The organism is Streptomyces sp. NPDC090106 (assembly GCF_044747265.1).
Taxonomy (GTDB): domain Bacteria; phylum Actinomycetota; class Actinomycetes; order Streptomycetales; family Streptomycetaceae; genus Streptomyces.
The window spans coordinates 430381-443189 of record NZ_JBIVDS010000010.1 but is presented as its reverse complement, the minus strand read 5'-3'; the positions used below and the strand labels follow the sequence as shown (position 1 = coordinate 443189).

Annotated in this window: 14 protein-coding genes; 7 read left to right on the top strand and 7 right to left on the bottom strand. The window is 72.1% G+C overall.

What is annotated here, in order from left to right:
• Window positions 1-303 precede the first annotated feature (303 nt).
• The 4 genes from ligD to hemC all read left to right on the top strand — a co-directional run bounded on the left by ligD (window position 304) and on the right by hemC (window position 4369).
• Window positions 304-1272: a non-homologous end-joining DNA ligase gene (gene ligD, locus ACIPSE_RS31685; RefSeq protein WP_401669272.1), complete on the top strand. Its 969-nt coding sequence runs from the start codon at window positions 304-306 to the stop codon at window positions 1270-1272.
• 197 nt (window positions 1273-1469) lie between these two features.
• Window positions 1470-2246: an NPP1 family protein gene (locus ACIPSE_RS31680; RefSeq protein ID WP_401669241.1), complete on the top strand. Its 777-nt coding sequence runs from the start codon at window positions 1470-1472 to the stop codon at window positions 2244-2246.
• Between the two features lie 127 nt (window positions 2247-2373).
• Window positions 2374-3384, top strand: a complete 1011-nt coding sequence (locus ACIPSE_RS31675) for a questin oxidase family protein (protein WP_401669238.1) — start codon at window positions 2374-2376, stop codon at window positions 3382-3384.
• Window positions 3385-3433: 49 nt separating this feature from the next.
• Window positions 3434-4369: a hydroxymethylbilane synthase gene (hemC, locus tag ACIPSE_RS31670; protein WP_401669236.1), complete on the top strand. Its 936-nt coding sequence runs from the start codon at window positions 3434-3436 to the stop codon at window positions 4367-4369.
• A 13-nt stretch (window positions 4370-4382) separates the two neighbouring features.
• On the opposite strand, the gene ACIPSE_RS31665 is transcribed toward hemC, so the two are convergent.
• The 4 genes from ACIPSE_RS31665 to ACIPSE_RS31650 all read right to left on the bottom strand — a co-directional run bounded on the left by ACIPSE_RS31665 (window position 4383) and on the right by ACIPSE_RS31650 (window position 7160).
• Window positions 4383-4895, bottom strand: coding sequence for a hypothetical protein (locus ACIPSE_RS31665; RefSeq protein ID WP_401669234.1), 513 nt, complete (start codon window positions 4893-4895; stop codon window positions 4383-4385).
• 192 nt (window positions 4896-5087) lie between these two features.
• Complete coding sequence (locus ACIPSE_RS31660) at window positions 5088-5933, bottom strand: ABC transporter permease (RefSeq protein ID WP_401669232.1); 846 nt, start codon at window positions 5931-5933, stop codon at window positions 5088-5090.
• Window positions 5893-6714: an ABC transporter ATP-binding protein gene (locus ACIPSE_RS31655; protein ID WP_401669229.1), complete on the bottom strand. Its 822-nt coding sequence runs from the start codon at window positions 6712-6714 to the stop codon at window positions 5893-5895. The genes ACIPSE_RS31660 and ACIPSE_RS31655 overlap by 41 nt, the downstream gene beginning before the upstream one ends.
• On the bottom strand, window positions 6711-7160 hold the full coding sequence (locus tag ACIPSE_RS31650) for a MarR family winged helix-turn-helix transcriptional regulator (RefSeq protein ID WP_401669227.1): 450 nt from the start codon (window positions 7158-7160) through the stop codon (window positions 6711-6713). Before ACIPSE_RS31650 ends, ACIPSE_RS31655 begins: the two co-directional genes overlap by 4 nt.
• Window positions 7161-7464: 304 nt before the next feature.
• Here ACIPSE_RS31650 and ACIPSE_RS31645 point away from each other — a divergent pair, with 304 nt between their 5' ends.
• Complete coding sequence (locus tag ACIPSE_RS31645) at window positions 7465-8256, top strand: SigB/SigF/SigG family RNA polymerase sigma factor (protein WP_401669225.1); 792 nt, start codon at window positions 7465-7467, stop codon at window positions 8254-8256.
• 11 nt (window positions 8257-8267) lie between these two features.
• Here the strand turns inward: ACIPSE_RS31645 and ACIPSE_RS31640 are convergent, their stop codons facing one another.
• On the bottom strand, window positions 8268-8600 hold the full coding sequence (locus ACIPSE_RS31640; protein WP_401669223.1) for an ANTAR domain-containing protein: 333 nt from the start codon (window positions 8598-8600) through the stop codon (window positions 8268-8270).
• A 176-nt stretch (window positions 8601-8776) separates the two neighbouring features.
• Here ACIPSE_RS31640 and ACIPSE_RS31635 point away from each other — a divergent pair, with 176 nt between their 5' ends.
• Complete coding sequence (locus tag ACIPSE_RS31635) at window positions 8777-9580, top strand: VOC family protein (RefSeq protein WP_401669221.1); 804 nt, start codon at window positions 8777-8779, stop codon at window positions 9578-9580.
• On the opposite strand, the gene glgX is transcribed toward ACIPSE_RS31635, so the two are convergent.
• A complete protein-coding gene (glgX, locus tag ACIPSE_RS31630; RefSeq protein ID WP_401669219.1) occupies window positions 9558-11702 on the bottom strand; it encodes a glycogen debranching protein GlgX in 2145 nt (714 codons plus the stop codon). The two genes, ACIPSE_RS31635 and glgX, sit on opposite strands and share 23 nt — an antisense overlap.
• On the bottom strand, window positions 11699-12208 hold the full coding sequence (locus ACIPSE_RS31625) for a pep a2 (protein ID WP_401669217.1): 510 nt from the start codon (window positions 12206-12208) through the stop codon (window positions 11699-11701). The genes glgX and ACIPSE_RS31625 overlap by 4 nt, the downstream gene beginning before the upstream one ends.
• A 288-nt stretch (window positions 12209-12496) precedes the next feature.
• Here ACIPSE_RS31625 and ACIPSE_RS31620 point away from each other — a divergent pair, with 288 nt between their 5' ends.
• On the top strand, window positions 12497-12796 hold the full coding sequence (locus ACIPSE_RS31620; protein WP_401669214.1) for a DUF5133 domain-containing protein: 300 nt from the start codon (window positions 12497-12499) through the stop codon (window positions 12794-12796).
• Window positions 12797-12809 lie beyond the last annotated feature (13 nt).

Below are 12809 nucleotides of genomic sequence, written 5' to 3'. Positions count from 1 at the left end.
GCGCCCCGGGGGGGGGGGGGGGGGGGGGGGGGGCCCCCCGCCCCCCCCCGCCCCCCCGCCCCCCGCCCCGCCCCACGCAGGCGCCCCCCTACCCTTCTCCGCCGCCTGCGAGGCAATCCGGGCCACCCGGGCCCAGACGTCCACCCCCTGAACGACCCGCCCGTCCGGACCGGCGCACGCCGCCGGAGGCCTCCCCCTCGGCGCCGATCAGGCGAACCCGGTCCTCTCCGGGCGTGCCGACACAGCGACCGGTCGACAAGTCATCCCGTGACACCCGTGACGCGTGTGAGCCCGCCGAGCCCCATGGACCTTCCCCTGATCCCGCCCATGCTCGCGACGCCCGGAGCCCTGCCGCCCGCCGGGCAGGACGGGCGGTGGGCCTATGAGACCAAGCAGGACGGTCAGCGGGTCGTCGTCTATCTCGCCGGGGACGGGAGCGTGCGGCTGCGGGCGCGGTCCGGGGAGGACATCACCGGGACCTACCCCGAACTCGCCGCGCTGGGCGGGGCGCTGGGGAACGTGGCCGCCGTGCTGGACGGCGAGGTACTGGCGCCGGACGGGCAGGGACGCGCCGACTTCCAGGCGCTCCAGGCGCGGATGGGGCTCGGGGCGGGCCGGGCGCGGCGCATGGCCGCCGAAGTGCCCGTGCATCTGGTGCTGTTCGACGTGCTCCACCTGGCCGGGCACCCCCTGCTCTCCCTCCCCTACGAACTGCGGCGCGGCCGGCTGGAGGAGCTGGGCCTCGAGGGGCCCTCCTGGTCGACACCGGCCGCGCTCGTCGGCCACGGACGCCAGGCGCTGGAGGCGACCCGCGCGCACGGACTCGAAGGCCTCGTCTGCAAGCGCCTGGACTCGGTGTACGAACCCGGGGTGCGCTCCCGTTCCTGGATCAAGATCCGGAACATGCACACCGAGGACGTGATCGTGGGCGGCTGGACGCCGGGCAGAGGGCGGCTGACGGGACTGCCGGGCGCGCTGCTCATGGGGCAACGGGGAAGCGAGGGCCTGCGCTATGTGGGCAGCGTGGGGACAGGGTGGAGCGAGGCGGAACGGACCCGGCTGGCACAGTCGCTGCGGGCCTCCGCGACGGACACCTGCCCCTTCGACCCGGCACCGCCGGTGCAGGGCGCCCATTGGGTGACGCCCCGCCTGGTCGGCGAGGTCCGCTACAGCACGCGCACCCGGGCGGGCCTGCTGCGCCAGCCGTCCTGGCTGAGGCTCCGGCCCGACCTCACCCCCGAGGACCTCACCCAGGACGGACCCGCGCGGTAGGGCCCTCCCGTTCGACATGCCGTTCAAGATCCAGCTGTTCCGGCGCTTGTTACCTGTGAGTCGTTTACGACCTCTTGGCGCGGACATGAAAAGCCGGGAAGGTAGACCGACCCGGGAAGCGGAACCCGTCCGGGCCACCGAACTTCCCCTTCCCCCACAGCCGTTGGGCTGCGCCCCCGCCCCAAGAGGAGGACGCGGTGTCGTCACAGCGTTCCGGAGTCAACCGCAAGCGATTCGCCGTCGGCGCGGCCGGCGCCGCCGCTCTCGTGCTCGCCTTCCCCAGTCTCGCCTTCGCCGCCCCGCCGTCGGCGCTGCCGTCCAACGCCGAGTCCGCCGAGTACACGTACCAGCCGGCCTTCGACTACGACACGGACGGCTGCTACTCCACCCCGGCGATCGGCCCCGACGGAACCGTCAACGGCGGTCTGAAGCCGACGGGTTCGCTCAGCGGCGACTGCCACGACGCCTCGGACCTCGACAACACGAACACGTACTCCCGCTACAAGTGCAACAACGGCTGGTGCGCCTACCTGTACGGCCTGTACTTCGAGAAGGACCAGGCCCTCGCCAACAGCAGCATCGGCGGGCACCGGCACGACTGGGAGCACGTCGTGATCTGGGTGCAGAACGGCACCGTCCAGTACGTGTCGACGTCGAACCACGGCTCGTTCACGGTGAGCGCGGCCTCCAGCGTCCGCTTCGACGGCACCCACGCGAAGATCGTCTACCACAAGGACGGCATCAGCACGCACTGCTTCCGGCTCGCCAACTCGGGCGACGAGCCGCCGGAGAACGCCAAGGGCACCTGGCAGTACCCGCCGCTGGTCGGCTGGAACGGCTACCCGTCGGGCATCCGGGACATCCTGAGCGCGTACGACTTCGGCAGCGCCAACTTCGGCCTGAAGGACGCGAACTTCGCCTCGCACCTGTCCTCGGCGAAGCCCTCGGGCATCACGTTCGACCCGAACGCCTGACAGGAACCCGGCAGCCGGTAGCCGGTAGCCGGCACGCATCGGGCGCGGGACCTAGGACCCCCGGCGCTCGCGGGTTCCGCCCCGCGCCCGATCACGGCATGCCCCGGCGGCGCATAGCGTCCCGGTCATGACCACCAGCGGACATCTCGAAGAAGCCCTGGAACGCCTGCACGCCTCCGGCCCCGAACGCGAGGGCCGGCTCACCAACCACGCCCCGATGGTCGTCGAGTCCCTCGCCGCGCACGGCCGGGCGGGGGCGGTCCATCGCTGGGTGGACCGCTACCGGGACCGGCTGGAGGACTTCCCCGGCCGCGTGGAGCGGGTCACGGAGGCCAACTGGCGTGCCGCGCTGGGCGATCCGCGCCGGATCGCCGACTGGACGGACCACTTCTCCCGCACCCTCGCCGACCGCGCCTGGCGGGACGTCCTCGCCGAGTGGTGGCCGAGGCTCCTCCCCGGCCTGTACGGCGGCGCCACCCACACCGTCATCCGGGTCGGCCACTCCGTGCGCGCGCTCGAAGCCGTCGAGAACGCGCCCCGCGTCGCCGAGTTCGCGCACGCGCTGGGCTACTGGGCGGCCCGCCACCAGCCGGTGACCAGCCTCGCCGTGCTGCCGGGTGGCGCCCCGACGGCCGAGGAGGCCCTGAACGCCGTACCGCCGATCGAGCCGGGGCACGTGGGCTTCCGTGACCGGCTGGCGGCGCTGCGCGGGCTGCCCCGGTGGGCGGATGGGGCGACCGGCCCGGACGCCGCCCGGGCACGGCTCACCGAACTGGTCCGGGCAGCGACGCACCGCTACGCCACCCACGGCCACGGCGAGCCGACGATGCTCGTGCACGCGGCCACCGCCCCCAACGCCGTGCTCCGCACGCTCGATTCCCTGCCGCGCGAGCTGTGGGCACCCAGCCTGCGGGCCGCGTGGTCGGCGTCCGCGGCGGTCGTCGCCCTGTACGGACCGGTGCAGGCGGTGACCTACGAGCCACCCGTCCGGCTCAGCGCACCGGAGGTCGTCGAACGCGCGCTCGCCCACGGGGACGAACATGTCATCAAACTCACCGACACGGCCCTGGACGTGGGCGACGACCAGGCACTGGCCGCCGCGCTGCGCTCCGTGGAGATGAGCCAACCACTCACGTGAACCCCGGTAGTGGGCTGACGGCACCCCGTGAGGGTCTATCGTGTCCCGCATGTCCGTGCCCGAACTGATCCGTATCGTCTCCCGCGACTCGCCGATGGCGCTGGCCCAAGTGGAGCGCGTCCGCGCCGAGTTGACCGCCCTGCACCCGGGGGTGCGGACCGAGGTGGTGCCGGTCAGGACGACCGGCGACAAGTGGCTCGGCGACCTGTCCCAGGTCGAGGGCAAGGGCGCGTTCACCAAGGAGGTCGACGCGGCGCTGCTGGCCGGGGAGGCCGATCTCGCGGTGCACTGCGTCAAGGACGTCCCCGCCGACCGGCCCCTTCCGGCCGGGACGACGTTCGCGGCGTTCCTGAAGCGGGACGACATCCGCGACGCGCTGATCCATCCGGGTGGACTCACCCTGGACGAGCTGCCCGCCGGCACCCGGATCGGCACCTCGTCGGTCCGCCGGGTCGCGCAACTGGCGGCGACGCACCCCGAGTTGGAGTGCGTTCCGTTCCGCGGCAACGCCAACCGGCGCCTCGCGAAGCTCGCGGTGGGCGAGGCGGACGCGCTGCTGCTCGCGGTGTCGGGCCTGGAGCGCATCGACCGGATGGACGTCGTCAGCGAGGTCCTCTCCCCCGAGACGATGATGCCGCCGATCGGCGCGGGCATCCTCGCCCTCCAGTGCCGCGAGGGCGACAGCGAACTGATCGACGCGGTCAGCGGGCTCGGCGACCCGGACACCCACCGGGAGGCCACCGCCGAGCGGATGTTCCTGCATGTGCTCCAGGGGCACTGCAACAGCCCGATCGCCGGATACGCGCGCATCGACCACGGCGGCGAACTGTCCCTGCGGGCCTGCGTGTTCACCGCCGACGGCAAGACGCGGCTGAACGCCCACGAATGGGCGGGGCGGCTCGACCCCGCCACGCTCGGCACCTCGGTCGCCGTGGCGCTGCTGCGTCAGGGAGCCCGCGAGATCATCGACGGCATCCCGCACTGACCCTCGTACGGGGTCAGGCGGTGCCCTCCTCGGCCTGGTCGCGCAGGAAGTTGCTCACCTGGCAGGCCAGGCCCTCGCGGCCCGGGCCCAGCGGGACGCCCTCGGCGGTGCCGATCCCGCCGGCCCACAGCCGCCGGTCGGCCCAGTCGTCGTCGACCCGCAGCTGGATCTGCACGTCGACCTGGCCGAGCGCGGCCTCCGGTCCCGCCGCGTAGAGCACCGCGGTGGCGCGGCGCAGCGGGTAGACGTCGAAGCCCTCGATGAACTGCGAGTTGCGCCAGTCGATGAACGCGCTCTCGCCCTCGACGCCGATCCGCACATCGATCTGACCGTCCTCCAGATGGACGGTGGGGTGCCGGGAGCCGCGGTTCTCGACGGTCACCCGGAGGCTGAAGTACGTGAGCCCCTCGGCGGCGTCGTCCCGGCCGCGCGGCGGCTCCGACGCCTCCAGGCGGTGGACGCGGACACGCAGGCCGGCATGCTCGTCGTACTCCTGCCAGTCCCCGACCACGTTCGGCTCGTCCACAATGCACCTCTCCACCCTCAGAGAGCTGCTTCCTATCTGTGTGCTCAGTGCACTGTCAAATGAGCAGAATGCGCTGTGGCCAGCCCATTCACCCCCTTTGATCGGTGATCAAGCCGTGCGCAGGAGAAATCGCCGGAAGCGGGTCGCGGGGCCCTTTCCCGCGCGTGCCGCACATCACGTCCCCGTCCATGATCAGCGCGCGAGCCGGCCGAGCAGCGAGGAGGCGACCGTGATGCCCAGCGCGGCGGCCACGAGGAGCACCGCGAAGTCGAGGGCGAGGTGGGCGGGCGTGCCGAGGAGGAGGCCGCGCAGGGCGTCGACCTGGTAGCTGAGCGGGTTGGCCCTGCTGACCGCCTGGAGCCAGCCGGGCATGAGCGACACCGGGTAGAGGGCATTGGAGCCGAAGAACAGCGGCATGGTGATGGCCTGCCCGATGCCCATGAGCCGGTCGCGGCTGAGGACGATGCCCGCGATGGTGATCGACAGGCAGGCGAAGAAGGCCGATCCGAGGACCACGACGACGGCGACGCCGAGCAGTTTCAGCGGGTTCCACGTCATCGAGACGCCGAGCAGGGCGGCGATGAGGATGACGACGACGGCCTGGATGACCGCCTTCACCCCGGACGCGAAGGCCTTGCCGGTCACCAGGGCCGAGCGCGGGGTCGGGGTGACGAGGAGCTTGTTGAGGATGCCCGCGTCGCGTTCCCAGATGATCTGGATGCCGTAGAAGATGGCGATGAACATCGCGGACTGGGCGATGATGCCGGGCGCGAGGTAGTCGATGTACGGGATGCCCTGGGTGGGGATCGCCTTGATGCGGGTGAAGGTCTCGCCGAAGATCAGCAGCCACAGGGCGGGTTGGACGGCCCGGGTGTACAACTCGGTTCGGTCGTGGCGCAGTTTCTGCAGTTCGACCACGCACATCGCGCCGACGCGGGCGGGCAGCAGCCGCCATCCCGAGCGGGGCGTGGGGGGTTGGAGCAGCAGGCTGATGCCGTCAGCCGACACGGCCTGCGGTACGGCGGGTGCTTCGGACATCGCGGAAGTCTCCTGACTGGTCGTCCAGTCCGCTGCCGGCGACGTCCCGGAAGACGTCCTCCAGGGTGGGCAGGGCGGTGGTGTGGCGGCGTTCGGCGAGCCCGCGCCGCAGTTCGTCGGGGGTGCCCAGCGAGCGGACCCGGCCGCGGTGCATGAGGCCGACGCGGTCGCAGTACTGGTCGGCCTCGTCCATGGAGTGGGTGGTGACGAGGACCGTCATCCCGGTGGCCTCGCGGACGGCGTTGATGTGCTCCCACACGCCGGTGCGGGCGATCGGGTCGAGGCCGATGGTCGGTTCGTCGAGGATCAGCAGCCGGGGCGCGCTGACCAGGGCCTGGGCGAGTTCTAGCCGGCGGATCATGCCGCCGGAGTACGTCTTGGCGAGCCGGTCGGCGGCGTCGGTGAGGTCGACGGCGGCGAGCGCCTGTGCGACACGGGCGGCGCGTTCGCGGCGGGAGACGTCGAAGACCCGGGCGAACAGGGCGACGTTCTCGCGTCCGGTCAGGCTCTGGTCGGCGGACAGCTGCTGCGGGACGTAGCCGAGGAGCCGGCGTACGGCCATGCGGTCCCGGGCGGCGTCGTGGCCGAAGACGCGGACCTTGCCGGGCGGGACGGGCAGCAGGGTGGTGATGCAGCGGATCGCGGTGGTCTTCCCCGCGCCGTTGGGGCCGAGCAGCCCGAACACCTCCCCTTCGGTGACGGTCAGGTCGAGTCCGTCCACGGCCTTGGTGTCCCCGAAGGCGTGGACGAGCCCGGTGCAGTCGACGGCGTCCGTGGTCATGACTCCTCCTCGCGCAGCAGGCCGGTCAGCCGGTGCAGGGCGGGCAGCGCGGCGGCCAGCGCCTCGCGGTCCTGGGTGTCGAGCCGGGCGACCTGGTCGCGGACGAGTTCCGTGCGGAGCCTGCGCCAGGTCGCGAGCCGTTCCTCGGCCGCGGGTGTCGGCACGAGGCGGGCCGCCCGGCGGTCGGCCGGGTCGGTCTCACGGACCAGATAGCCCTGCCGCGACAGCTGGTTGACCAGCGTCGACACCGAGTTGCTCGCGAGCAGAAGGTCCTTGGCGGCCTCCGAGATGCCGATGCCGGGCTGTCCGACGACCAGGCGCAGCAGTTCGACCTCGGCGCCCCGCAGCCGCGGATCGGGCATCTCCCGGCGCAGCCTGCGGCGGATCAGCCGCTGGACGCCGATGAGCGCGTCGGCCAGCTCGTCCGGGAAGGGGTCCTGTTCCATACGGCCGACATTAGCTCTGTAGCAGAGGTAAAGAGCCCAAGGGAGGGTCAAGGGTGGACAAGGGGAGTCAGGACAAGGCCATGGAGTCGCGTCACCCGACGGCGTCGGGCGGTTCCGGATCGCGGTTTTTTGCCCTGATTTGTTTGGATTCCTCCGCTCCGGGCATTCGCCTCTATGTGCTTCGGACAGGAGGCACGTCCATGGGAGCCGTTCTCACGGCTCAGGCCTCCTGCGCCCAGGCCGTATCGCGCCCTCCCATGGTGTCCGCCCGCCCGGAACACCCCCTCAAAGGGAGGTGCGCACGATGCCTGCCGCCACCAGGACGAAGCCGCACCCGCACGACGACGCACCCGACACCGCCCAGGCCTTCGCCCGTCTGGCCACGCTGCCCGACGGGCCCGAGCGCACGGTCCTGCGCGACGAGCTGATCCGGCTGTGGCTGCCCATGGCCGAACGGATCGCCGTCCGCTTCAGGGGCCGCGGCGAGGCCCTCGACGACCTGTACCAGGTGGCGGCGCTCGGCCTGGTCAAGGCCGTCGACCACTACGACCCGGCACGCGGCCACGCCTTCGAGGCCTACGCCGTCCCCACCGTCACCGGTGAGATCAAGCGGCACTTCCGCGACCACATGTGGACCCTGCACGTGCCGCGCCGGGTGCAGGATCTGCGCAACCGGGTGCGGCGCGCCATGAAGGAGCTGTCGCAGACCCTTCCGGGACGGCCCCCCACGATCGCCGAGATCGCCGCGCAGGCGCAGCTCAGCGAGGACGAGGTGCGGACCGGGACCGAGGCGCTGGAGTGCTTCTCGGCGCTGTCCCTGGACGCGGAGATGCCGGGCGTGGACGGCTGCGCCCTCGGGGACGCGCTCGGCGCGCCCGATCCCGGCTACGACACCGTCGTGGAGCGGGTGGCCGCCCTGCCCTGTCTGCGGGCGCTGCCCGAGCGCGAGCGGCTGATCCTGTATCTGCGGTTCTTCCGCGGCATGACCCAGGGCGCCATCGCGCGGCGGCTCGGGATTTCGCAGATGCACGTCTCCCGGCTGCTCAGCGCCTGCTTCGCCGACCTGCGCGAGGAGCTGGAGGCCGAGGCCGGATGAACCGGGCCGCCTCAGTCCTGGGAAGCCTCCGGGATCTGTGCCGGGCCGTGCCGGTCGAGGGCGGCCTCCAGCTCGGCGCTGATCTCCGGCGGGATCTCCCCGTCCCGTCCCCAGATGAGGATCAGCTCGGCGACATTGCGGAGCTTGACGTTGGTGTGCTGGGAGACGTCCTTGAGGACCACCCATCCCTGGTCGGGCGAGACCCGGCCGAGGGCGACCATCATGCCGATGGCCTGGTCGACGACGGCGTGCGAGGCCACGGCCTCCTTGAGCTGTTCGACCTCCTCCTGGAGCTCGAAGATGCGGTCGGCGTCGTCGGACGGCCCCTCGTTCGCCTCGGTCACGCCCCCATCCTCCTCACTCGGCCGGGCCGGTGCCACCGGGCGTACGGCCACGTCCGCGGCGCGTGCCCGAGGGTGCTCGGCAGGCGCGGGGGGCGGTTCCGGCCGGACACTGGGAGGAGCCCGTCGAGAACGGGGCGCCGGCGACCGCTGGCCGGCGAGACCAGGACACGACTTCCATGAGCGACGACAGCAGACCGCGCGCCGGCAAGGCGCGCACCGTCTCCACCCACTCCGTCTACGGCACCCCCTGCTGGGTGAGCCTGACCACCCGGGACGTGAAGGCCACCGAGGACTTCTACTCCACGGTGCTGGGCTGGCGCTGGCGCCCGGCGGGGCTCGGCGACCGGTTCCGGATCGCCCTGGTGGACGGGGTGCCGGTGGCGGGGATCGCGGCGGTCGCCTCGATGTGGCAGACGGCGGTCGCGTGGACGCCGTACTTCGCCGTGCGCAGCGCGGACGAGACCGTGGCCCGGGCCCGGGAACGGGGCGGCACCGCCGCGGTCGGGCCGCTGTCCTTCCCGCCCGGACGGGCCGCGCTGCTGGCGGACCGGGACGGCGCGACCTTCGGGATCTGGGAGGGGGCGCTCGTCGCCAACTGGGACGCCTGGCGCCGCGCCTCCCCCGCCTTCATCAGGCTGCACACCCGTGACGCCTTCGACGCGGCGATCTTCTACGGCGAGATCCTCGACTGGGCGACCGACCGTCCGGGCCACTGCGAGGTGCACTACGAGGGCGGCGAGGTCGTCCTGCGCAGTCAGGGCGACGTGGTGGCGCGGATCGACTCGGGCGCGCTGGAGGCGGCCCCCGACCCCACGATCCGGCCGCACTGGCAGGTCCACTTCGCGGTGTCCGACGTGTCGGCCTGCGCCCGGGCCGCCGAGAGCGGCGGCGGCAGCGTCCTGACGAAGGCGGGCGACGAGGCGGTGCTGCGCGACCCGGACGGCGCGCGGTTCACCGTCACCTCCCGGCGCGAGCGCTGACGGTCCGCGAGGGCCGCGACAGCACCACCAGGCTCCGCGGCTCGACCCTGAGCACCGTGTCCGCCTTGTGCTCCGTCTCGTCGGGGGCACCCTGGGCGTCGGCCGTGTCGATCAGCGTCGTCCACCGCTCGCCGTACGACGGGTCGGGCAGCGCGAAGTCCACCGGCTCCCAGTAGCTGTTGAGCAGCAGCAGGAAGGAGTCGTCGACGACGGGCCGCCCGCACGCGTCGGGTTCGGCGATGGCGTCCCCGTTGAGGAAGGCGGCCACCGAGTGGGCGTCGGAGCGCCGCCAGTCCGCGTCCGTCATCTCCCGGCCCTCGGGCGCGAACCACACGAGGTCGCGCAGTGGCTGCCCGGCGTAGGTGACGGTCTCTCCCTGGAAGTAGCGGCGGCGGCGCAGCACGGGATGCGCGGCGCGCAGCGCGACGACCTGACGGGTGAAGGCGGCCAGGTCGCGCTGCTCGTCGCTCAACCGCCAGTCGATCCAGGAGACTTCGTTGTCCTGGCAGTACGCGTTGTTGTTGCCGCGCTGGGTGCGGCCGAGCTCGTCGCCGTGGCAGAGCATCGGGATGCCCTGGGACAGCAGCAGGGTGGCGAGCAGGTTGCGCTGCTGCCGGGCGCGCAGGTCGAGGACACGGACGTCGTCGGTGTCGCCCTCGGCGCCGCAGTTCCAGGACCGGTTGGCGCTCTCGCCGTCCCGGTTGCCCTCGCCGTTGGCCTCGTTGTGCTTGTCGTTATACGAGACGAGGTCACGCAGCGTGAAACCGTCGTGCGCGGTCACGAAGTTGACGCTGGCCCGCGGTCTGCGCCGGCTGCGCTGGTACAGGTCGGAGGAGCCGGTCAGCCGGGAGGCGAAGTCGCCGAGGGTGTTCTCGCCGCCGCGCCAGAAGTCCCGCACGGTGTCCCGGTACTTGCCGTTCCACTCCGACCACAGGGGCGGGAAATTGCCGACCTGGTAGCCGCCTTCGCCGACGTCCCAGGGTTCGGCGATCAGCTTCACACGGCTGATCACCGGGTCCTGCTGGATCAGGTCGAAGAACGCGGAGAGCCGGTCCACCTCGTGGAACTGCCGGGCCAGGGTGGCCGCGAGGTCGAAGCGGAAGCCGTCGACGTGCATCTCGGTGACCCAGTAGCGCAGCGAGTCCATGATGAGCTGGAGCACGTAGGGGTGGCGCATCAGCAGGCTGTTGCCGGTGCCGGTGGTGTCGTAGTAGTGCCCCCAGTCGCCGTCCACCAGGCGGTAGTAGGAGGCGTTGTCGATGCCCCGGAAGGACAGGGTGGGGCCCCGGTCGTTGCCTTCGGCGGTGTGGTTGTAGACGACGTCCAGGATCACTTCGAGCCCGGCCGCGTGCAGCGCCCGCACCATCGACTTGAACTCGGTGACCTGACCGCCCCGGCCGCCGTGCGCGGCGTAGGCGTTGTGCGGGGCGAAGAAGCCGATGGTGTTGTAGCCCCAGTAGTTGGACAGCCCGCGGTCCCGCAGCACGCCGTCCTGCACGAACTGGTGCACCGGCATCAGCTCGACCGCCGTCACCCCGAGGGACGTCAGATGCTCGACGACCGCCGGATGCGCCAACCCCGCGTAGGTGCCGCGCAGTTCGGGCGGTACGTCGGGGTGGGCGCGGGTGAGGCCGCGGACATGGGCCTCGTAGACGACGGTGTCGGCGTACGGGCGTCGCGGCGGGCGGTCGCCGGCCCAGTCGAACCGGGGGTCGGTGACCACGCCGAGCATGGTGTGCCCGGCGCTGTCGGCACCGGGGGTGTACAGCGAGGGGTCGTTGTCGGTCTGTCCGTCGACGGCCTTGGCGTACGGGTCGAGCAGCAGCTTCGAGGGGTCGCAGCGGTGGCCGAGACCGGGGTGCCAGGGGCCGTGCACGCGATAGCCGTACCGCTGGCCGGGGCCGATCCCGGGGAGGCGGCAGTGCCACACGAAGCCGTCCACCTCGGCGAGCGGGACGCTGTGGTGGGTGCCGTCGTCGTCGACGAGGACCAGTTCGACGCATTCGGCGACCTCGCTGAACAGCGCGAAGTTGGTGCCCTCGCCGTCGAACTCGGCGCCCAACGGGTAGGGGTGCCCGCTCCAGACGGGCACCCCTGAACTGCGACGAGGCGAAGCGGTCACCGGGCGCCCTCCAGGACGCCGACGCGCTCCGGGACGGCGGAGCCGTCCGCGACGGAGGCGGCGCGCGGCACCTGGAGGACGGCCCGCAGGCTCGGCTCCGGCGGCGTCGGCACCAGCGGGACCCGCTCCCCGGCGCGGGCGCGCTGCGAGAACCAGATCACCTTGCCCCCGGTCTCGGTGGCGCAGCAGCCCCAGCCGTCGCTCATCGCGGCGATGTGCTCCAGGCAGCCCCGCAGATCCTGGTCGGGGCGCAGGTCCCGGTCGTCGTCGCCGACCGCCGTGATGAGGTGCTGGCCGTTCCACCACAGCTCGATCGAGGTGTGCTTGTCGCTCGCGTGCTCGTCGATGGCCCTCAGCAGCAGCTCGGCGCCGCGGCGGACGGGCTCGACGAGGGTCTCCAGGTCCCAGTACCGGAGATGGGCGGCCAGGATGCGCCCGACCTGGCCGACCCGCTCGGGGCTGACCTCCACATCGAGGTGGTAGTAGCAAGACACTGCGGTCTTCATCTTCGTTGGCTCCTCACCGGCGAGGCTTCTGCTCCTCCTCGTCCCGGCGGGACGAGCCCCGATTGCATAGCGTGAGCAGTGATCGCTCCTGAGTCACCTCAACTCTGCGAGCGCTACGCCATTCGTGCAACACGAGGCGACGGCGGTGCGCCGCACACCCTGTTCACGGCGCTCTTCATGTTTTCTTCAGGGCGTGCACCACTTCGCCCGGTGGTTGAAGGTCCAACAAGACGCTCAGTCGTCGCCCGTGCACCATGAGTGAGACTCTCAACGGAGGTGAACGGCGCGATGCTGCAACCCGCGAAAGCCGAGGTCGCCCGGCAGCTGCGGCGGTACCGGGCCTGGGAGCGGCTGATGCTCGCCACCCCCGCCGACCGCTCGGTACGGTCCGCCTTCGAGGACTCGGGCTACACCCTCTGCGTGCTCATGGGGAAGCGGTGCGCGCGAGAGGCCGTGGACGCCGCGGAACGCTATCTGCGGACCGGGCTCGTCACCACCGCGCGGGACCGGGAACGGCGGCCGGCCGTGGCCGTCGCCGCCGGGCACGGCCCACCGGTCGCGCTCACCCGTTCCCCCGCTGGAGGGTGACGCTTCCCCGACG